Source organism: Polaromonas sp. (assembly GCF_039932935.1).
GTDB lineage: Bacteria > Pseudomonadota > Gammaproteobacteria > Burkholderiales > Burkholderiaceae_C > Polaromonas.
In genome coordinates this window covers 22,072-43,225 of sequence record NZ_JBDTPB010000080.1, presented here as the reverse complement: position 1 = coordinate 43,225, position 21,154 = coordinate 22,072, and the positions used below count along the sequence as shown (strand labels likewise).

Here is a 21,154-nt window from a genome sequence, read left to right as displayed (position 1 = left end):
TGCGGTTGCTGATCTCGCAGGCCTCTTCCATGCTGCGGGTGTGGATCAGCGCGCCACGGCCGGTGAGGGACTTGGCGATGATCTCGGCCCGCGGCATTTCGGGCAGCAGGCGGTCAATGGCGGCCTGCACTTCATCGATATACGCAGCGTCGGGGCACAGCAGGATGCTTTGCGCGAGCTCGTCATGCTCGGCCTGGCTGAACAAGTCCATGGCCACCCAGTCGGCGGGTGTGCTGCCGTCGGCGAGCACCAAAATTTCAGACGGACCGGCGATCATGTCGATGCCGACCGTGCCAAAGACGCGCTTTTTGGCGCTGGCGACGTAAGCGTTGCCGGGGCCGGTGATCTTGTCGACCTTGGGCACGGTCTGCGTGCCGTAGGCCAGCGCGGCCACGGCCTGTGCGCCGCCGATGGTGAAAGCGCGAGTAACGCCGGCCACGTAGGCAGCCGCAAGCACCAAGGCGTTCTTTTCGCCTTTGGGCGTGGGCACGACCATGATGATTTCACCGACGCCGGCCACATGGGCGGGAATCGCGTTCATCAAAACCGACGAAGGGTACGCCGCCTTGCCGCCGGGCACGTAGATGCCGACGCGGTCGAGCGGCGTGACCTTCTGGCCCAGCAAGGTGCCGTCTTCGTCGCGGTAGCTCCAGCTTTCACCGCTGGCCTTCTTCTGGGCCTCGTGATAGCTGCGCACGCGGCGTGCGGCGGCTTCAAGCGCATCGCGCTGGGCGGCCGGGATAGCGTCGAATGCGGCTTTCAGTTCGGCCTGGGTGAGTTCAAGCTGGCCCATGGAAGCAACGTCCAGCCCGTCAAACCGCGCCGTGTATTCGAGCACTGCCGCATCACCACGCTTCTGAACGTCGGCCAGGATGTCGGCCACACGCTGCTCGATGGCCGCGTCGGTGTCGGCGGACCAATGCAGGCGCGCCTTGAATTCAGCATCAAAAGTGGCTGTAGCCGTTGATAGACGTGCGGGAGCAGCTATAAATTTCATAGCGTCAGGCTTTTGACGTGGATAGCGATGTGGCGGCGGCCAGGTCGTCGATCAGCTTGCGGATCGGCGCCTGCTTGAGCTTGAGCGCGGTCTGGTTGACCACCAGGTGCGAGCTGATGTCCATGATGCGTTCGACCTCGACCAAATGGTTGGCTTTGAGCGTGCTGCCGGTGGATACCAGGTCGACGATCGCGTCGGCCAGGCCCGTGAGCGGGGCCAGTTCCATGCTGCCATAAAGCTTGATCAGGTCGACGTGCACGCCCTTGGTGGCGAAAAAGTCGCGGGCAATCGCCACATACTTGGTGGCCACTTTCAGGCGTGATCCCTGGCGCACGGCTGCGGCGTAGTCAAAGCCTTCGCGCACGGCCACGCTGATGCGGCACTTGGCGATCTGCAGATCGAGCGGCTGGTACAGGCCCTGGCTGCCGGATTCAAGCAGGGTGTCTTTGCCGACAACGCCCAGATCGGCGCCGCCGTATTGCACATACGTCGGCACGTCGGTAGCACGCACCAGCACGACGCGCAGGCCGGGCTGGTTGGTGTCGAGGATCAGTTTGCGGGATTTTTCGGGATCATCCAGCACTTCGATGCCGGCGCTTCGCAGCAACGGCAGGATGTCGTCGAAGATGCGGCCTTTGGACAGAGCAAGCGTAATCACAGTGATGCTTTCAAAGAAGTGAGGGCGCTAGCATGCCCTGCAGTAGCAAGTTCAAACCGCAGGACCAGCTTTGCCGGACTGCAGGCGGGCGGCCCCCTACGTGAGGAATGGGGCAGCGCGCCGAAGGCTCGAAGCGACAAGCGTGGGGGCTCACGCCTTCACCCTTTCGATGTCGGCGCCGATTCCGCGCAACTTGGCTTCCATCTGGTCGTAGCCGCGGTCCAGATGGTAGATGCGGTCAACCAGCGTTTCGCCCTCTGCCACCAAGCCGACGATCACCAGGCTGGCGGAGGCGCGCAAATCAGTCGCCATCACGGTCGCGCCGGACAGCTTTTCAACGCCTTCCATGACGGCGATCTTGCCGTCGATCTGGATCTTCGCGCCCAGGCGCACCATCTCGTTGACGTGCATGAAGCGGTTTTCAAAAATCGTCTCGGTCACGGTGCTGCTGCCCTGCGCGATGGCGTTCAGCGCCATGAACTGGGCCTGCATGTCGGTCGGGAAACCGGGGTATTCGGTCGTGCGGAAGGACTGCGCCTTCATGCGGCCACTGGCCTGGATACGAATAAAGCCATCGCCCGCCGTCACAGTCGCGCCGGCTTCGCGCAGCTTGTCGATCACGGCGTCGAGGTGGTCGGCGCGGCCGTGCTTCAACACCACGTCGCCACCGGCGGCGGCCACCGCGCACAAGAAGGTGCCGGTTTCAATGCGGTCGGCCACCACCTGGTGGGTGCAGCCGTGCAGGCGGTCCACGCCCTGGATGCGGATGCGGCGCGTGCCGTGGCCTTCAATCTTCGCACCCATCTTGATGAGCATTTCGGCCAGGTCGCCGATCTCCGGCTCCTGCGCGGCGTTTTCCAGGATTGTTTCGCCCTCGGCCAGGCTGGCGGCCATCAGGAAGTTTTCGGTACCCGTCACCGTCACCATGTCGGTGGTGATGCTGGCGCCCTTCAACCGCTTCTGGCCGGCTGGCAGCTTAGCGATCATGTAGCCGTGCTCGACCACGATCTCGGCCCCCATGGACTGCAGGCCCTTGATGTGCTGGTCTACCGGGCGGGAGCCGATGGCGCAGCCGCCCGGCAGCGACACCGTGGCCTCGCCAAAGCGCGCCAGCAGCGGGCCCAGGGCCAGCACGGAGGCGCGCATGGTCTTGACAAGCTCGTAGGGCGCTTCGGGTGAGCTGAGGGCGCCGGCGTTGATCACCACGGTACTGGGCGCTGCTTCGCTGCGGTCGGCCTCGACGCCCATGTTGCGGATCAGTTTGAGCATGGTGGACACATCCTGCAGGCGCGGTACGTTCTGCAGCGTGACCGTGTCAGCTGTGAGCAGCGCGGCGCACAACTCCGGAAGTGCGGCGTTCTTGGCGCCCGAAATCTCGACCGTGCCTGCCAGCGATTTGCCGCCCTTGATGAGTAATTTGTCCATGTCGTTCTTTTAGTTCGCGTTGTTGCTGTTGTTGTCGTTGTTGCTGGCCCATTCGGCCGGCGTGTAGGTTTTCATCGAGAGCGCATGCACCTCGTCGGTCTGCATGCGGCCTCCCAGCGTGGCATACACCTTCTGGTGGCGCTGGATCAGGCGCTGGCCTTCAAACGCGCTAGACACTACCGTGGCGTACCAGTGACGGCCGTCGCCTGACAGCTCGATGTGCTCGCAGGGCAGGCCTGCGGCGATGATGGATTGGAGTTCTTCGCTGGTCATATCTAGTGTCTTATTTTGTAGCCGGTGCGCAGCATGTTGACAGCCACGGCGCTGACAACCAGCAAGGCGGTTGCCACGATGCCCAGGCTCAACCACGGGGAAACGTCGCTGACGCCGAAAAATCCATAACGGAAACCGTCGATCATGTAGAAAAATGGATTGAGGTGGCTGACTTTTTGCCAGAAAGGCGGCAGCGAGTGAATCGAATAGAACACGCCGCTCAAAAACGTCATCGGCATGATGACGAAGTTCTGGAAGGCCGCCATCTGGTCGAACTTTTCAGACCAGAGGCCGGCGATCACGCCCAGTGCGCCCAGCATGGCAGCGCCCAGCACGGCAAACAGCACGATCCACAGCGGCGCCACAAACGCGGGCTGGCCAAAGAACACCGTGACGGCAAACACGCCAGTGCCCACTAACAAGCCACGCGCGACGGACGAACCCACATACGCAAAGAACCAGTGCCAGTGCGACAACGGCGTGAGCAGCACAAACACCAGGCTGCCCATGATCTTGCTCTGGATGAGCGAGGAAGAGCTGTTGGCGAACGCGTTTTGCAGCACGCTCATCATCACAAGGCCTGGCACGAGGAAGGCGGTGTAGCTGACCTGGTCGTACACCTTGACCTGGTCTTGCAGCACGTGGCCGAAGATCAGCATGTAGAGCACGGCTGTCAGCACCGGAGCGCCTACCGTCTGGAAACCCACCTTCCAGAAGCGGAGCGTCTCTTTGTACAGAAGTGTTTGCCAGCCGTTCATTCAAAGGCCCCCACGCTTTTCGCTTCGCGTAATGCGCTGCCCCCCCGAGGGGCTGTGCTTGCTTGGGGCGGCCCGGCGCGGCGCACGGTACTCCGCCGAATGACCACGCTCATGTTGCCACTCCAATCAAATTCAATCCTGCAGGTTCCATGGCTGATTTCTTGTTCATGACATCCAGGAAGACATCCTCCAGATCGGCCTTGCGAATTTCAACGTCTTCCGCGACCAGCCCCGCCTCACGGATGGCCGCGAGGTATTGTTCGATCTCATTCGCGTTGTGCGCCGGAAACTGCACGATGCGGCCAGTGATACGAGCCTGCGCGGCCAGGTGAGCGGGCAGTTCGCTGTCGATCTTGAAGCGCAGCACATTGGAAGACGCTGCCTTGAGCAGTTCGGAGGTTTGTGCCAGCGCCACCACCCGCCCCTGCTTGAGCATGGCGATGCGGCTGCACAGGGCCTCGGCTTCTTCAAGGTAATGCGTGGTGAGCAGCACAGTGCTGCCCTGCTTGTTGAGTTTGGCGATGAACTGCCAGAGCGTTTGGCGCAATTCAACGTCAACACCGGCCGTGGGTTCGTCGAGCACGATGACCTGCGGTTTGTGCACCAGCGCCTGCGCCACCAGCACGCGGCGCTTCATGCCGCCTGATAGCTGGCGCATGTTGGCGTTGGCCTTGTCGGCCAGGCCCAGGCTGACCAGCAGTTCGTCAATCCAGTCATCGTTGTGCTTGATGCCGAAATAGCCGGACTGGATGCGCAGCGCTTCGCGCACGGAGAAAAAGGGGTCGAACACCAGCTCTTGCGGCACCACGCCAAGCTTGCGCCGAGCGGTAGCGTAGTCAGCCAACACATCGCTGCCGTGAACCTTGACGGTGCCGCTGCTGGCACGCGAAAGGCCGGCCAGGATGCTGATCAGAGAGGTTTTTCCAGCGCCGTTGGGGCCCAGCAAGCCAAAAAATTCCCCCTGCTGGATGTCGAAACTGACATTGTCCAGTGCCTTGACGACAGGCCCCGTCTGATTTCGCGCGGATGAATAGGTTTTGGAGACGGACTGGAATGAGATCGCTGGCATGAGCCCGTCATTTTAAGGGCGGATGCCGTTTGGATCCCGGCAGGTGCTGGAATGCCCCGTCTACCGCTGTTGCCGGCCGCCGGGCAGACGGGATTCAGGCTGTGGCGGGCACCAGTTCAGCCACGCCATAGAGTCCCGCCAACTGCCGCAACCGGGCGGGCAAGCCCGTCACCGTGAAGCTCTTGCCAGCAGCAAGGGCCTCACGTCGGCATTCGAGCAGGATGGCGAGCGCGGAAGAGTCAAACTCTGTCAGCGCACTGGCGTCTACCACCACACTGCCCTGCTCTGACAACACACCCTGCTTCAGGCCGCGAGAAAAGCCGGCTGCCACAGCATGGGTCAGGACAGAAGGAAGCACCAGCATGTGCGGTGATCGCTCAGGACTTCTTGGCGCCGCTGGCACCGGTATTGGACTGGTTGCGCTGCACCAGGGAAGCGATCAGGCCGTCAACACCCTTGGCGCTGATTTCCTGGGCAAACTGGGTACGGTAGGTTTCCACCAGCCACACACCCAGCACATTGAGGTCATAAATCTTCCAGCCCGTCGCCGTTTTTTCCATGCGGTAGTCGAGCTGGGCGGGGTCGCCCCGGCCCAGAACCTCGGTGCGGACGATCACTTCGGTGTCTTCCGGTGCTGCGCGCAGTGGCTTGACATTGACACTTTGGTCGCTGACCTGTGCCAGTGCGCCTGAGTAAGTACGGATCAGCAGGATCTTGAATTCGTCCTGCAATTTCTTTTGCTGCTCGGGGGTCGCCTGGCGCCAGTTGCGGCCAACCGCCGCAGCGGTCATGCGCGTGAAGTTCACGTTGGGCATGATCTTGCTGTCGACGAGCGAGAGCACCTTGGTCAGGTCGCCGGACTTCACAGCTTTGTCCGTCTTGATGTTGTCCAGCACCTCGGCCGACACGCGTTTGATCAGGGCGTCGGGCGCTTCGTCAGCGGCACGCACAAAGGGTGCAGATCCCAACAGTGCTAGGCTGAGGGCTGCGGTCAATACATGTCCAAGTGTTCTACGTTTCATGATGTTCTTTCTATAACGAAGCATGCGGTGGCAAATTGCGCATCTCTAGCGATGCCTCAGTGCTAAACCGATAATTCGATGGTTATTCTGCGCGATGGGTTCCAGACTGTGGATGAAGTTTTACGGCAGTCTTGTAAATATTGTTTGCAATCAACGGCCTTTTAGCTTCTGCTTTGTGTTTTGGCCCGACAGAACGCTATTTGGCAGCGGACGCTGGGTTCGCTGGTGCGGCTGAAGCACCTTCCGGCAGGTCATAACGCTCTTCTTTTTCCGCGGAAGGCCCGCCAATCAGGCTGCGGCGGCGCTGCAGGTAGATTTCGCGGGTGAAGCTGTATTTATCGAGTGCGGCCTGATCCAGGACGTCGCCTGCCCCCAGCACATTGGCCCGGGCGTTCACCAGACGCAAGGCTGTCAGGGAATTACGGGTGGAAACATGGTCGATCCGGCTCACCAGGTCGCCCTGGTAGTCCACCAGCGAGCCCACCGAGTCGCGTGCAGAAGAAGGGCCCAGCAAAGGCAGCACCAGGTAAGGGCCAGAGCCCACGCCCCAAACGCCCAGCGTCTGGCCGAAATCTTCGCTGTGTTTGGGAATCTTCAAGTCGCTGGCCACGTCAAAAATGCCGCCCACGCCCCAGATGGTGTTGGTGGTGACACGGAACAAGCTCTCGGTGGCCGCCTGGCCTTTGCCCTGCAGCAGGTTATTGACCGTGGACCAGACGTCGGAAATGTTGCCGAAGAAATTGGTGACGCCGGTGCGCACAAGCGCAGGCGTGACGTCCCGGTACGCGGTCGCCACAGGCTTGACAACTGCGCGGTCCACGCTGTCGTTGAAATTGAACATGGTCCGGTTGAACGGCTCCAGCGGATCGGCCGGATTGGCGCTGGGACCCGTCGCACATCCCTGAAGCAGGACCAATGCAAGCACCGCCCCGGCCCAGCCGGCCCGTTTTTTGATTATGATTTTTGTTGTCATTTTTTTTCTGGCGTCCCTGGTGGCGGCGCAGCCCCGGATCCGGAACTGCTGTCTGCCGCCTTGCTGTATAAAAATTGGCTGATCAAATTTTCAAGCACGACGGCGGACTGCGTGTTTTTGACCACATCCCCCGCAGCAAGATTTTTCTCGTCGCCGCCGGCCTCCACGCCGATGTACTGCTCACCCAGCAGCCCGCTGGTCAAAATCTTCAGCGAGCTGTCTTTGGGAAACACATAACGGCTTTCCATCGCCAGATTGACGCTGGCCTGGTAGGACTTGTCGTCGAAAGTGATATTTTCCACCCGCCCGACCACAACACCGGCACTTTTGACCGCAGCACGCGGCTTCAGGCCGCCAATATTGTCGAACTTCGCCGTTACTTTGTACGAAGTGTCGAAGTTCAGGCTGAGCAAATTCGCGGATTTCAGCGCCAGGAACAGGATGGCGGCGCCGCCAATCAACACGAACAAGCCCACCCACAGATCATTTTTAGAACGTTGCATCGTTTTCTTTCAGTGGCCTGGGCCGGCGTTGTCGCCATTCCGGGCTGTTTTGTCCTTGTGCGGCTCACCCAAGGCAAACACTGGGAAGCAGGATTTTCTCATGGGCGAATTAAAAATGTATGAAGGGGGTTAAAGGCTGAACATCGAGGCGGTCAGCAGGAAATCCAGCCCCAGCACGGCCAGCGAGGCGACGACCACGGTACGCGTGGTGGCTCGCGACACGCCCTCAGGCGTCGGCTGGGCCTCAAACCCCTGGTGCAGAGCCACAAAAGTGACCGTGACGCCAAACACAAAGCTTTTGATGATGCCGTTGCCCACATCGCGCCAGACATCCACACCGGACTGCATCTGGCTCCAGAATGAGCCCGCGTCGATGCCGATCATGACCACGCCCACCAGCCAGCCGCCCATGATGCCCACAGCACTGAATACTGCGGCCAGCAAGGGCATGGCAATGATGCCGCCCCAAAAACGGGGCGCCAGGATACGCCGCACCGGGTCCACCGCCATCATTTCCATGGCCGACAGCTGTTCCCCAGCCTTCATCAGCCCGATTTCGGCCGTGAGGGCCGTGCCGGCACGGCCGGCAAACAGCAACGCCGTAACCACCGGACCCAGCTCGCGCACCAGGCTAAGGGCCACCAGCAGGCCCAGCGCCTCTGCCGAGCCATAGCGCTGCAGCGTGTAATAGCCCTGCAGGCCCAGCACAAAGCCGACAAAAAGGCCCGACACGGCAATGATGGCCAGCGAATAATTGCCCAAAAAGAAAATCTGGTCGCGCACCAGGCCAAAGCGGGCCAGCGCGGGGCCGGTAAGGGCCACCAGCCGCGACATCAAGCGGGCGGCGTAGCCCACTTCGGCCATCTGGCTGCGCACGGCAAAACCAAGGTCGGCAATCAGGGCCGCGGGGCTAAAGCGGCTCATGCGCGCTCCTTTTTTGCCGCATCCACATTGCCGAAATCGGCTTCGACGCTAGGCCCCGGGTAATGGAATTTCACGGGGCCTTCGCTCTCGGCATTGACGAACTGGTGCACCAGTGGGTCGGTCGAATTCCTGACTTCATCGGGGGTGCCTTGGGCAGCAATTCCGCCGTTGGCCAGGATGATGACCTTGTCGGCGATGCGAAACGTTTCTTCCAGGTCGTGCGAGACGACGATGCTGGTGATGCCCAAGGTGTCGTTGAGCTGGCGAATCAGCTGGGCGGCGGTACCGAGCGAAATCGGGTCCAGGCCGGAAAAAGGCTCGTCATACATGATGAGCTCCGGGTCCAGCACAATGGCCCGCGCCAACGCGACCCGGCGGGCCATGCCGCCGGAAATCTCACTGGGCATCAGGTCGCGTGCGCCGCGAAGACCCACGGCGTTGAGTTTCATCAGCACGATATCGCGGATCAGGGCCTCGCTCAGCGCTGTGTGCTCGCGCAGGGGAAACGCCACATTGTCGAAAACACTCAAGTCAGTGAACAGCGCACCGAACTGGAACAACATGCCCATGCGCCGGCGCGCCGCATACAGATCCACTTGGGTCAGTGCGCCGACATCTTTGCCGTCGAGCAGCACGGTGCCGTCGACGGCCTTTTGCTGCCCGCCGATGAGGCGCAGCACGGTGGTTTTGCCGCCGCCCGAAGCGCCCATCAGCGCCGTAACCTTGCCGCGAGGCACGGACAGCGTGACCTTGTTCAGGATGACGCGATCGCCGGCAGAGCCGGGATAGGAAAACGTCACATCCTTGAACTCAACCAGTGATGAAGTGGAAATGTCGGGCATTAGGAAAAAAAGACAGGCCAACGGGTGTGTTGGCTTGAGTAAGTAATACCGAATGATACGGGGTTTGCCCTTATACCCCCCCCGGCCAGACGCCAAAAACCTTGAGCGGTACGACCCGGAACAGCCTGGGTAGCCCGCAAAAACAGCCGGCTTATCTGGCAAATAATGGCCACAAGCCACAACCATCCAGCGCAAGCAGCTACTCTTTTAATAGCACCCTGGTTTTCCGGTGTTATTTGCCAAAGCGGCAGATGTCCGCAAAGCGCAACGGACCGTCACACCAACCGGGTGATTCCTGGCGGTTAGAGGCCCTTTTTTTCGCAAACGCGCACCAGCCTGGGACTACTTACGGCCCATTTTGGCGATTTGCAGAGGCTGAATGCGGCGCTTAACGCGGCAAATCGCTGAAACCCATCAGAAATTCGTCCACTGCGCGCGCAGCCTGGCGGCCTTCGCGAATCGCCCATACCACCAGGCTCTGGCCGCGGCGGATGTCGCCGGCGGCAAACACCTTGGGCACGTTGGTGACGTAGCCACCGGTGAAGTCGGTGCCGGCCTTGGCATTGCCGCGGTTGTCTTTTTCGACGCCAAAAGCATCCAGCACGGACGCCACCGGCGAAATAAAGCCCATGGCCAGCAGCACCAGGTCGGCCTTGAGGGTTTGCTCAGAGCCGGGGACCTCGACCATCTTGCCGTCTTTCCATTCGACGCGAACCGTCTTCAGGCCGGTGACTTTGCCTTTTTCGCCGATCAGCTCTTTGGTGGAGATGGCGAACTCGCGCTCGCAACCTTCTTCGTGGCTGGAAGAAGTGCGCAGCTTGATCGGCCAGTAAGGCCAGGTCATGGGACGGTTTTCTTCTTCAGGCGGCTGGGGCATCAGTTCGAACTGGGTGACGCTGACCGCGCCGTGGCGGTTGCTGGTGCCTACGCAGTCGGAACCCGTGTCGCCGCCACCGATCACGATGACGTGCTTGCCATCGGCACGCAACTGGCCTTTGATTTTGTCGCCTGCGTTGATTTTGTTCTGCTGGGGCAGGAATTCCATCGCGAAATGCACGCCGTCCAGGTCGCGGCCGGGCACCGGCAAGTCACGCGACTGCTCGGCGCCACCGGTGAGAACCACGGCATCGAAGTCTTTTTGCAGCTGCTCGGGGGTTATGCTTTCTTTCGCCCAGTTGGTCACTTTCGAGTCTTTGCCCAATGGGTCTTTGGTGCTGCCCACCATCACGCCGGTGCGGAAGTTCACGCCTTCGGCCGTCATCTGCTCGACGCGGCGGTCGATATGGACTTTCTCCATCTTGAAGTCGGGGATGCCATAGCGCAGCAGGCCGCCGATGCGATCGTTCTTTTCAAACAGCGTCACGTCGTGGCCGGCGCGTGCCAGCTGCTGTGCTGCCGCCATGCCGGCAGGGCCGGAGCCGACCACGGCGACCTTCTTGCCGGTCTTGTGCTTGGGCATCACGGGCTTGACCCAGCCCTCGGACCAGGCGCGATCAATGATGGCGTGCTCAATGGATTTGATGCCGACAGCGTCGTCATTCACGTTCAGCGTGCAGGCAGCTTCACAAGGCGCCGGGCAGATGCGGCCGGTGAACTCGGGGAAGTTGTTGGTGCTGTGCAGCGTGTCGATCGCGTTTTTCCAGTCAGCGCGAAACACCATGTCGTTGAAGTCGGGAATGATGTTGTTGACCGGGCAGCCGCTGTTGCAAAACGGCGTGCCGCAGTCCATGCAGCGCGCGGCCTGCTTGTTGGCCTGTGCGTCGTCCAGCCCGATGACAAATTCGCGGTAGTTCTTCAGGCGCTCCGGCACGGGCTTGTAGCCCTCCTCGATGCGCTCGTATTCCATGAAGCCGGTGATTTTTCCCATGATGCGTCCTGTGCAATTCTTTTTTAAGCGTTTTATGCCGCCAGCCCTTTAACAATGAGCGCAAGCAGCTATAAATTTAATAGCAAACGTGAAGTGACGTGAGGGGTTGGCAGCCTTACTTGGCCGCCACCGCTTCCTGGTTGGTCGCGACCTGAGCCCGTGTGGTCTCGGTCGAGGCTTCCAGGCGGCGTTCCTTGCGCTCGATCAGGGCCTTCTTGTATTCGTTCGGGAAGACCTTCACAAACTTCAGGCGCGACTCGCTCCAGTTGTCGAGCAGCTCGCGCGCACGCTTGCTGCCGGTCCAGCGGTTGTGGTCTTGCAGCAGGCGCTTGAGCAACTCTTCATCGCTCTGCTCCGCATGCCAGTCGGCCTTGTCATGGGTGTGTTGTTCGGCCGTGGTCACTACGCGGTCCATGGACACCATGGAGGTGTTGCAACGCGTCGCAAACAAGCCGTCTTCGTCATACACATAGGCCACGCCGCCGCTCATGCCGGCAGCGAAGTTGCGGCCGGTCTTGCCCAGAACCGCGACAGTGCCGCCCGTCATGTATTCGCAACCGTGGTCGCCTGTGCCTTCAACGACCGCCGTGGCGCCCGAGAGGCGCACGGCAAAACGCTCGCCAGCCACGCCACTGAAGAAAGCCTCGCCGGTGGTCGCGCCATAGAGCACGGTGTTGCCGACGATGGTGTTCTTCACCGCGTCGCCGCGGAAGTCGATGCTGGGGCGCACAACGATACGGCCGCCCGAAAGGCCCTTGCCGGTGTAGTCGTTGGCGTCGCCGATCAGGTACATCGTGATGCCCTTGGCCAGGAAGGCGCCGAAGGACTGGCCGCCCGTACCTTCGAGCTGGATGCGCAGCGTGTCGTCCGGCAGGCCTTGCGGATGGTGCCGTGTCAGCTCGCCCGACAGCATGGCGCCGACGGTGCGGTTGACGTTGCGCGCCACTTCGATGAACTGGACTTTCTCGCCCTTTTCAATCGCAGCTTTGGATTTTTCGATCAGGCGTACGTCCAGCGCTTTTTCGAGCGCGTGGTCTTGTTCCATCACGTGCATGCGGGGCACGTCGGCCGGCACGTTGGGCTGGTAGAACAGGCGGCCGAAGTCGAGTCCGCTGGCCTTCCAGTGTTCAATGCCTTTTTGCGTGTCGAGCAGGTCGGCGCGGCCGATCAGGTCGTCAAATTTGCGCACGCCGAGCTGCGCCATGAGCTGGCGCGCCTCTTCAGCGACGAAGAAGAAGTAATTGACCACATGCTCAGGCTTGCCGCTGAATTTCTGGCGCAGCACAGGGTCTTGCGTGGCCACACCAACGGGGCAGGTGTTGAGGTGGCACTTGCGCATCATGATACAACCTTCCACCACCAGCGGCGCCGTGGCGAAGCCAAATTCGTCAGCGCCCAGCAGCGCGCCGATGATGACGTCGCGGCCGGTTTTCATCTGACCGTCGGCCTGCACGCGAATGCGGCCGCGCAGGCGGTTAAGCACCAGCGTCTGCTGGGTTTCGGCCAGGCCGATTTCCCAAGGCGAGCCTGCATGCTTGATGGACGACCAGGGCGAAGCGCCCGTGCCGCCGTCATGGCCGGCGATCACCACGTGATCAGACTTGGCCTTGGCCACGCCCGCTGCAATCGTGCCGACGCCGACTTCACTCACCAGCTTGACGCTGATGCTGGCGCGCGGATTCACGTTCTTCAGGTCGTGGATCAGCTGGGCCAGATCTTCGATCGAATAGATGTCGTGGTGCGGAGGCGGAGAAATCAAACCAACGCCGGGCACCGAATAACGCAGTGAGCCGATGTATTCGCTGACCTTGCCGCCGGGCAGCTGACCGCCCTCACCGGGCTTGGCGCCCTGCGCCATCTTGATCTGGATCTGGTCGGCAGACACCAGGTATTCAGCCGTGACGCCGAAGCGGCCCGACGCAACCTGCTTGATGCGCGAGCGCAACGAGTCGCCGTCTTGCAGAGGCAGATCAACCTCGACCTGTTTCGGGCCGATCACGCTTTTCAGCGTCTCGCCCTTCTTGATCGGAATGCCCTTGAGCTCTTGCCGGTAACGGTTCGGGTCTTCACCGCCCTCGCCCGTGTTGCTCTTGCCGCCGATGCGGTTCATGGCCACAGCCAGCGTGGCGTGGGCTTCGGTACTGATGGAGCCCAGCGACATCGCGCCGGTGGCAAAACGCTTGACGATCTCTTTGGCCGACTCGACTTCATCAATCGGGATGGCCTTGGACGGTTCGATCTTGAACTCGAACAGGCCGCGCAGCGTCATGTGGCGGCGGTTCTGGTCGTTGATCAGCTGGGCGTATTCCTTGTAGGTGTTCCAGTTGTTGGAGCGCGTCGAATGCTGCAGCTTGGCAATCGCGTCGGGCGTCCACATGTGGTCTTCGCCGCGCACACGCCAGGCATATTCACCACCGGCGTCGAGCATGTTGGCCAGCACCGGGTCGTCGCTGAAAGCCGAGCGGTGCATGCGCAACGCTTCTTCGGCGATCTCGAACACGCCCATGCCTTCGACCTGACTGGCGGTGCCGGTAAAGAACTTGGCGATGGTGCTCTTGTTCAGGCCGATGGCCTCGAACAACTGCGCGCCGCAGTAGCTCATATAAGTCGACACGCCCATCTTGGACATGATCTTGGACAGGCCTTTGCCGATGGCCTTGGTGTAGTTATAGACCGCTTTGTCGGTGCTGAGGTCGCCCGGCAGGCCTTTGGACAGTTCAGCCAGGGTTTCCATGGCGAGGTAAGGGTGCACGGCCTCGGCGCCGTAGCCGGCGAGCACGGCGAAGTGATGCACCTCACGCGCAGAGCCGGTTTCGACCACCAGGCCGGCGGTCGTGCGCAGGCCTTCTTTCACCAGATGCTGGTGAATGGCCGACAGGGCCAGCAGCGCCGGAATGGCAACCTGTGTGGCGCTTATGCCGCGGTCGCTGATGATCAGGATGTTCTTGCCGTCCTTGATTGCATCGACCGCCTCGGCGCACAGCGAAGCCAGCTTGGCCTCGACACCCTCATGGCCCCAGGCCAGCGGATAGGTGATGTCCAGGGTGTAGCTTTTGAACTTGCCCTGGGTGTGCGCTTCGATGTCGCGCAGCTTTTGCATGTCAGCCACATTGAGCACGGGCTGGCTGACTTCCAGCCGCATCGGCGGGTTGACCTGGTTGATGTCCAGCAGGTTGGGCTTGGGGCCGATGAAGGACACCAGCGACATCACGATGGCTTCGCGAATCGGGTCGATGGGCGGGTTGGTCACCTGCGCGAACAACTGCTTGAAGTAGTTGTAGAGCGGCTTGTTTTTGTTGGAGAGGACCGCCAGGGGGCTGTCGTTGCCCATCGAACCGGTGGCTTCCTCGCCGTTCGCGGCCATGGGCGACATCAGGAACTTGATGTCTTCCTGTGTGTAGCCGAAGGCCTGCTGGCGATCAAGCAGACTTGGCACTCCCCCGGGACTCCCCACTGCGTGTGGTTCGCCTCCCCCCTCGCTGGGGGCGGCGCCTTGCGCCCGGCCAAGCCGGTTCGCGGCCCCTGCTGGCAAGGCGGATACGTCATCCAGCTTGATGCGCAGGTTTTCAATCCACTGCTTGTAGGGTTTGCTGTGTGCGAGCGTGGCCTTGATTTCCTCGTCGTCGACCATGCGGCCTTGTTCCAGGTCGATCAGGAACATTTTGCCGGGCTGCAGACGCCATTTGCGCACGATTTTGTGCTCAGGAATCGGCAACACGCCCGATTCGGAGGCCATGATGACCAGGTCGTCGTCGGTCACGCAGTAGCGCGAGGGGCGCAGGCCGTTGCGGTCCAGCGTGGCGCCGATCTGGCGGCCGTCGGTGAAGACGATGGACGCCGGGCCGTCCCACGGTTCGAGCATCGCGGCGTGGTATTCATAGAAGGCCTTGCGGCGCTCGTCCATGGTGGTGTGCTGCTCCCATGGCTCGGGAATCATCATCATCACGGCCTGGCTGATCGGGTAACCGGCCATGGTGAGCAACTCCAGGCAGTTGTCGAAGGTGGCGGTATCGGACTGTCCGGGGAAGCTGATCGGGTAGAGCTTTTGCAGGTCGGCGCCCAGCACTGGCGAAGACATCACGCCTTCGCGTGCCTTCATCCAGTTGTAGTTGCCCTTGACGGTGTTGATCTCGCCGTTGTGCGCCACATAGCGGTAAGGGTGGGCCAGCGGCCACTCGGGAAAGGTGTTGGTGGAAAAGCGCTGATGCACCAGCCCCAGCGCTGAAACGCAGCGTGGGTCGGTCAGGTCGCGGTAGTATGTGCCCACTTGATCGGCCAGCAGCAGGCCCTTGTAAACCACCGTGCGGCTGGACATGCTGGGCACGTAATACTCTTTGCTGTGCGTCAGGCGCAGGTTCTGGATGGCGGCGCTGGCGGTCTTGCGGATGACGTACAGCTTGCGTTCCAGCGCGTCCTGCACGATGACGTCATTGCCGCGGCCGATGAAGATCTGGCGCAGGATGGGTTCTTTTTCGCGCACGGTGGGCGACATGGGCATGTCGCGGTTGACCGGCACATCGCGCCAGCCCAGCAGCACCTGGCCTTCGGCCTTGACGGCACGCTCCAGCGCCTGCTCGCACGCCAGGCGGGAGGCGTGCTCTTTCGGAAGAAAGACCATGCCGACGCCGTATTCGCCGGGCGGCGGCAGTTGCACGCCCTGGCCGGCCATTTCTTCGCGGTACAGCGCGTCAGGCAGCTGAATCAGGATGCCGGCGCCGTCGCCCATCAATTTGTCCGCGCCCACTGCGCCCCGGTGGTCGAGGTTTTCGAGGATCTTCAGACCTTGCTGGACGATGGCGTGGCTTTTGTGCCCCTTGATGTGTGCGACGAAACCGACGCCGCAGGCATCGTGTTCGTTGGCACCGGAGTACAAACCGTTTTCTTCAAAATGCTTGATTTCAGCAGCCGTGGTCATGGCAATTCCTCGTCAGTTGGGGATGATTGCGGCGCCATGCGACCTAAAAAAGGTCCGGCAACGCTTCCATCCGCAAGGTTCATAATTTTTCGCAGGGAATGGGAGCATATTGCATTGCAACAACAATGCCAAGCGCTTTAAATAGGGTCAGATTCCAATTAAATATCGATTAATTTAATCGACATTTAATTGGGGACATATTAAATTAGGCCGTAACGCGCTTTGACGAGGACCTGCTATTCGACGTCGACTCCATCCACGACCTGCCGAACTGGCCGGCCTGCCAGGTTCTTGGTCAAGCGGCGATCAGTGAGCTTTTGCAGCGCAGCCAGAAACCCGTCTCCACCCAATGCCCAGCCGCTCAGTGCGGACCGGGTCAGCTGGTCTTGCTGCTCGGCAGTAATACCCGCCCGAACTCGTTCAGCGTAGGCGGCCTCCCGGGCAAATGGCGTATTTCCGAGCGCCCAGACCAGTGGATGCGGCGTCACCAGGCTGTCGACCCGTAGACCGGCATAGTGCCCATGGCTGGACCACGGGTAGTCCTTGGCGTCCACCACCAGGCCCGCGCGTACCGGGTTCAGATCGAAATAAGCCATGCAGGCCAGGAGGTAACGCTCCGCCTCGATGACGGTGCCCCGGTAACGCCCTTCCCACAAGGTGCCGGAGCGGCCCTGGCTGTCGTTGAAGTAGCGCACGTACCGCCGCCCGGCGGCCTGCATCATCTGCGGCAAACCTTCCGCCGTGGAAGGTGTGGCGAGCAGATGGAAATGGTTGCCCATCAGCACATAGGCGTGCAGGGCGACACCGAACTTGCTGGCGCTTTCTTCCAGCAACGCCAAAAACATCTGATGGTCGGCCGCGGAAGAAAACACGGCCTGCCGGTTATTGCCGCGCTGGATAAGGTGGTGCGGGTAGCCGGGGAGAGTCAGACGTGGAAGACGGGCCATGATGCAATGCCGGGAGTTTGCACCATGATAAAAGCAATCTGACCCCGATTTTTCGCCGCAACGCCTCCATCGATGCGTCGTTAGAACGCCCGGAGCGCAGACGCTTAACGAACGACTTTGCCGTCAGGCGTGATGGTGACCAGGTCAATTGCCCGCACGGATTCATATTTCTTCGGGCGCAAGTTGACGCGAAACCCGCCCACGTCGTAGTCCGTCATGGTCTCAAACGCCTTTTGCAGACCGGCCCTGTCGGGCTTGCCGCCGCCGGCCGCGCTACGGCGCACGCCTTCGGCAAATGTGCGCGCGGCAATGTAGCCCTCGACGCTTTCATAGCTGGGGGTCTGGTCGGTCTGGTTCAGCACGTCCAGGTATTCCTTGATGATGGGCGTGCCGGTGCTGCGCGGTGAAGGCACCACCTGCGATATAACAACGCCCCCGATTTCTTTGCCCAGAGCGCTGAACAGCGGATCAATGCCTACCACGGAGAAATTGAGGAACTGGCCGCCAAAGCCGGCCTGACGCATCTTGCGGATAAAGGCGGCCGACGAATTGAACAGGCTGACCTGGATGATGGCTTGAGGCTGCGCCTTCATGAGCTGCGCCACAGCGGCGTCCACCTTGTCGCTGTTGACAGGCGACAAGGCGCTGCCGACGATCGCCGGGCGTTTCAGATCGATGAGCGCCTGGTTGACGGCGGCCAGCCCGCCCTTGCCCATCGCATCGTCTTCGGCAAACACGGCGATGCGATCCTGGTTCAGCGTGGCGCAATGACGCGCAATCTTGTAGGCCTCATCGGCCAGGGCGGGGCGCACATGGAACACGTTGGCGAGCGCAGGATCATGCAGCGCATCAGATGCGGCGAAAGGCGCAAAAAACAGAGTGCCGGATGCTTTCGCCGCGGCGAAGGCGGCGTCACAACTGGCTGTTCCGGTGAACCCAAACAGCGCATCAACACCCTCGTCGATCAGTTGCTTGGCATTGGCGGCCGCCTTGGCCGGGTTGTAGCCATCGTCAAGCGCCTTCACTTCAATCTTGTGGCCAGCTGCGCCATTTTTGGCGTTGATGGCATCGAAGTAAATTTTTGCGCCGTTCAGGTAAGCGAGACCAATCTGGTCGGCCGCCCCTGTCAACGGCACGGATTGGCCAACAATGATTTTGCGGGCGGTTTTGCTTTGAGCCCACAGTGCGGGACTGGCTACCGAAGCGCTTGTAGAAGCAGCGCCCAGAATGAATTGACGTCGATTGAAGCCCATGAGAACACCTTTGAGAGACAGATTAGCTAAAGCAGGTTTGATGCCCACCTGCCAGCTTGCGCTCAATATTCCAGAAGAATGTCACAAGTTGTGCGCAGCCTCCAGCGTAATCTTTAGAGAGGTCAAAAACCAGAGAGGAAATGCAGACACGTCATAAGCCTATGCCTACGTGTGGCTGAAGACCATGCAAGCTGCGCAGAAATCGGGTTCAGACCGCCGCCCAGCTCCGGCCGCCCTCACATGTCGGGCCGCTTCGGACACACGGGCTTCTCGTCTGGATCGGTCACGGGACCTGCAGCGAAGTTCTAACCCTGAAAAACAGCGCGCCCCTTAAGCCGCTCATGCTCTTTGGCCGCGAAGCGGTCAGTCATTCCGGCGATATAGTCCGCCACCACCCTCTCGGGTTTTGCACCGGCCGCGTGAGGAGCATCAATACCGTCAAACCGGTCGATGTGAGCCTGCGGCATCTGGGCAGGGTCGGCCATATAGGCTTCAAACAGCTCGCGTACAACCTGCTTTGCTGCCTGCGTGGTTTCGACCACCTTGGGGTGGCGGTAGAGGTTTTGCAGCAAAAACCGTTTGAGGGCGGCAGACTGCACTGCCATTTCTTCGGTAAAGCAGACCAGGGGTGGATGCTGGCGAACCTCGTCGACGCTGGCAGGTGCGGCCTTGTGTATGGCCAATGAGGTCGCGTCCATCACGTTGTAGACCTGCGCACTGAGCATGCGCCGTATGGTTTCGAACAACAGCCGCCGGCCTTTCAGGCCCCGGTGGGCCAGTTGCGTCTCCCGGCAGTGCAGTGCGAACAGCTCGACATCTTCCAGCTGCTCGATGGTCAGCAGCCCCGAGCGCACGCCGTCGTCAATGTCGTGTGCGTTGTAAGCTATTTCGTCCGCCAGATTGGCCAGTTGCGCTTCCAGGCCGGGTTGCAGCCAGCGAGGGCCTTCGGCCGGCTCCAGAAAGCGCCGAGCAACACCGCCTGGTTCCCTGGCCTCGATATGGCGTGCGTTGCGCCTGGAACAGTGCTTCAGGATTCCCTCGCGCGTCTCAAAGGTGAGATTCAGCCCGTTGTAGGCCGGATAACGTTCTTCCAGTGAGTCCACCACGCGCAGGCTTTGCAGGTTGTGCTCAAAGCCGGCACTGTCGGGGCTGCAGGCTTTCAGGCAGGCATTCAGGGCATCCTGTCCGGCATGTCCAAAGGGGGTGTGGCCCAAGTCATGCGCCAGCGCAATGGCCTCCACCAGATCTTCGTTGAGCTGAAGCGTGCGGGCTATGGAACGCCCCAGCTGGGCGACTTCCAATGAATGAGTCAGCCGCGTGCGGAACAAGTCCCCTTCGTGGTTCAGGAATACCTGGGTTTTGTACACCAGGCGCCGAAAAGCGGTGGAGTGCACGATGCGGTCGCGATCACGCTGGAATTCAGACCGCGTGGGTGCCACGGGCTCGGTAAAGCGACGGCCGAGCGACCGTGAAGGATTACAGGCGTAGGGTGGAAAGCTCATGGATTAAGCATGTAAATGGCCAGCAGCCCATATGGAACGAGCGCAAGAAGCTCCTGAATTGATAGCAATCATTCAAATCCATTCCCACCGGATGGAGTGGCTCACGCGCAGCAAAGGTCTATCACGCTACGCACCATGGCATCCGGCGCGCTGCGAACCGCCGCCTTCCCGGGTCCGTCGATCACGACAAACCGTATCTCACCCGCTTCGGATTTCTTGTCAACACGCATCAACTCAAGGTAGCGACCGGCATTGTCACTGCTGGAAAGCACAGGCCCGCGCACCGGCAGGCCGCACCGTTGGACAAGGTGGGTCAGCCGCTCGGTAAAAAGCTTGTCCACCAGGCCTAGACGCTCGGACAAATGCGCCGCCATAACCATGCCGCAACCCACGCCCTCGCCATGCAGCCACTCTCCATAACCGAGGCCGGATTCAATCGCGTGGCCGAAGGTGTGACCGAAATTCAGAATGGCGCGCAAGCCGGATTCGCGTTCATCCTGGCTCACAACCCAGGCCTTGATTTCACAGCTTCGCTGAATGGCGTGGGCCATGGCCCGCGGCTCCCTTGCCAGCAGGCTTTCAAGGTTGGATTCGATCCAGCTCAGAAACTCCATGTCGGCAATCGGACCATATTTAACGATTTCAGCCAATCCCGCGCTCAACTCCCGAGACGGCAATGTGGCCAGTACATCCAGATCACAAATCACTTTCAGCGGCTGGTAAAAAGCGCCAATCATGTTTTTCCCCAACGGATGGTTGATCGCCGTCTTGCCCCCGACCGACGAATCGACCTGGGCCAGCAGTGTCGTGGGTACCTGGACAAAGGGCACACCGCGCATATAGCTCGCGGCGGCAAAACCAGTCATGTCTCCGACCACACCGCCACCGAGCGCAAACAGGACGGTCTTGCGATCGCAGCCGTTTTCAAGCAGGACATCGAAAATCAATTGCAGCGTTGGCCAGTCCTTGTGCGCTTCGCCATCCGGCAAAGTGACCAGCAGCACCTTGTCATAACGTTGCTGCAATGCCTGCGTGAGCTGCGCGGCATAGAGTGGTGCGACCGTGGTGTTGGACACCACCAAAGCCGTTGCGGCCGTGGGAATATCCTGGTAGATACCGCTATCACCCAAAAGCCCGCTGCCAATGACGATCGGATAGCTGCGCTCGGCCAGGTCAATCCGGATTTCGGCAGCGACGGAGGAGAGAATTTCTTGCATGACCAAGTG

18 protein-coding genes are annotated in these 21,154 nt (G+C 60.8%); all 18 read right to left on the bottom strand.

The window, feature by feature from the left end:
• The coding region (gene hisD, locus ABI546_RS14590) for a histidinol dehydrogenase (protein ID WP_348047497.1) at nucleotides 1–997 on the bottom strand (997 nt) is incomplete at its 3' end.
• Between the two features lie 4 nt (nucleotides 998–1,001).
• Nucleotides 1,002–1,655 (bottom strand): ATP phosphoribosyltransferase, encoded by a 654-nt coding sequence (hisG, locus tag ABI546_RS14585; protein WP_348047496.1) that lies wholly within the window; start codon nucleotides 1,653–1,655, stop codon nucleotides 1,002–1,004.
• 150 nt (nucleotides 1,656–1,805) lie between these two features.
• Complete coding sequence (murA, locus tag ABI546_RS14580) at nucleotides 1,806–3,080, bottom strand: UDP-N-acetylglucosamine 1-carboxyvinyltransferase (protein WP_348047494.1); 1,275 nt, start codon at nucleotides 3,078–3,080, stop codon at nucleotides 1,806–1,808.
• Nucleotides 3,081–3,089: 9 nt separating this feature from the next.
• Nucleotides 3,090–3,353, bottom strand: a complete 264-nt coding sequence (locus ABI546_RS14575) for a BolA family protein (RefSeq protein ID WP_348047492.1) — start codon at nucleotides 3,351–3,353, stop codon at nucleotides 3,090–3,092.
• A 2-nt stretch (nucleotides 3,354–3,355) separates the two neighbouring features.
• Nucleotides 3,356–4,111 carry an ABC transporter permease gene (locus ABI546_RS14570; RefSeq protein ID WP_348047490.1) on the bottom strand — a complete coding sequence of 252 codons (756 nt, stop codon included), beginning with the start codon at nucleotides 4,109–4,111 and terminating at the stop codon, nucleotides 3,356–3,358.
• Between the two features lie 109 nt (nucleotides 4,112–4,220).
• On the bottom strand, nucleotides 4,221–5,180 hold the full coding sequence (locus ABI546_RS14565; protein WP_348047488.1) for an ABC transporter ATP-binding protein: 960 nt from the start codon (nucleotides 5,178–5,180) through the stop codon (nucleotides 4,221–4,223).
• 94 nt (nucleotides 5,181–5,274) lie between these two features.
• Nucleotides 5,275–5,544, bottom strand: coding sequence for an STAS domain-containing protein (locus ABI546_RS14560; protein ID WP_348047486.1), 270 nt, complete (start codon nucleotides 5,542–5,544; stop codon nucleotides 5,275–5,277).
• A gap of 13 nt (nucleotides 5,545–5,557) precedes the next feature.
• A complete protein-coding gene (locus tag ABI546_RS14555) occupies nucleotides 5,558–6,202 on the bottom strand; it encodes an ABC transporter substrate-binding protein (protein ID WP_348047484.1) in 645 nt (214 codons plus the stop codon).
• A 196-nt stretch (nucleotides 6,203–6,398) separates the two neighbouring features.
• A complete protein-coding gene (locus tag ABI546_RS14550) occupies nucleotides 6,399–7,175 on the bottom strand; it encodes a VacJ family lipoprotein (protein ID WP_348047482.1) in 777 nt (258 codons plus the stop codon).
• Nucleotides 7,172–7,678 carry an outer membrane lipid asymmetry maintenance protein MlaD gene (mlaD, locus tag ABI546_RS14545; protein WP_348047480.1) on the bottom strand — a complete coding sequence of 169 codons (507 nt, stop codon included), beginning with the start codon at nucleotides 7,676–7,678 and terminating at the stop codon, nucleotides 7,172–7,174. Before mlaD ends, ABI546_RS14550 begins: the two co-directional genes overlap by 4 nt.
• A gap of 129 nt (nucleotides 7,679–7,807) precedes the next feature.
• Nucleotides 7,808–8,602, bottom strand: a complete 795-nt coding sequence (gene mlaE, locus ABI546_RS14540) for a lipid asymmetry maintenance ABC transporter permease subunit MlaE (RefSeq protein WP_348047478.1) — start codon at nucleotides 8,600–8,602, stop codon at nucleotides 7,808–7,810.
• Complete coding sequence (locus ABI546_RS14535) at nucleotides 8,599–9,444, bottom strand: ABC transporter ATP-binding protein (RefSeq protein ID WP_348047476.1); 846 nt, start codon at nucleotides 9,442–9,444, stop codon at nucleotides 8,599–8,601. Before ABI546_RS14535 ends, mlaE begins: the two co-directional genes overlap by 4 nt.
• Nucleotides 9,445–9,832: 388 nt before the next feature.
• Nucleotides 9,833–11,311 carry a glutamate synthase subunit beta gene (locus tag ABI546_RS14530; protein WP_348047474.1) on the bottom strand — a complete coding sequence of 493 codons (1,479 nt, stop codon included), beginning with the start codon at nucleotides 11,309–11,311 and terminating at the stop codon, nucleotides 9,833–9,835.
• Nucleotides 11,312–11,426: 115 nt separating this feature from the next.
• The gene (locus ABI546_RS14525; RefSeq protein WP_348047472.1) at nucleotides 11,427–16,226 is read right to left on the bottom strand and encodes a glutamate synthase-related protein; all 4,800 of its coding nucleotides are present in this window, start codon (nucleotides 16,224–16,226) and stop codon (nucleotides 11,427–11,429) included.
• Between the two features lie 236 nt (nucleotides 16,227–16,462).
• On the bottom strand, nucleotides 16,463–17,173 hold the full coding sequence (locus ABI546_RS14520) for a transposase (protein WP_348047470.1): 711 nt from the start codon (nucleotides 17,171–17,173) through the stop codon (nucleotides 16,463–16,465).
• 104 nt (nucleotides 17,174–17,277) lie between these two features.
• Nucleotides 17,278–18,426, bottom strand: coding sequence for an ABC transporter substrate-binding protein (locus ABI546_RS14515; RefSeq protein ID WP_348047468.1), 1,149 nt, complete (start codon nucleotides 18,424–18,426; stop codon nucleotides 17,278–17,280).
• A gap of 305 nt (nucleotides 18,427–18,731) precedes the next feature.
• Nucleotides 18,732–19,928, bottom strand: a complete 1,197-nt coding sequence (locus ABI546_RS14510) for a deoxyguanosinetriphosphate triphosphohydrolase (protein WP_348047466.1) — start codon at nucleotides 19,926–19,928, stop codon at nucleotides 18,732–18,734.
• A 101-nt stretch (nucleotides 19,929–20,029) separates the two neighbouring features.
• Entirely contained in the window at nucleotides 20,030–21,145 is a 1,116-nt protein-coding gene (gene aroB / locus ABI546_RS14505) for a 3-dehydroquinate synthase (RefSeq protein WP_348047464.1), read from the bottom strand.
• Nucleotides 21,146–21,154: the final 9 nt, after the last annotated feature.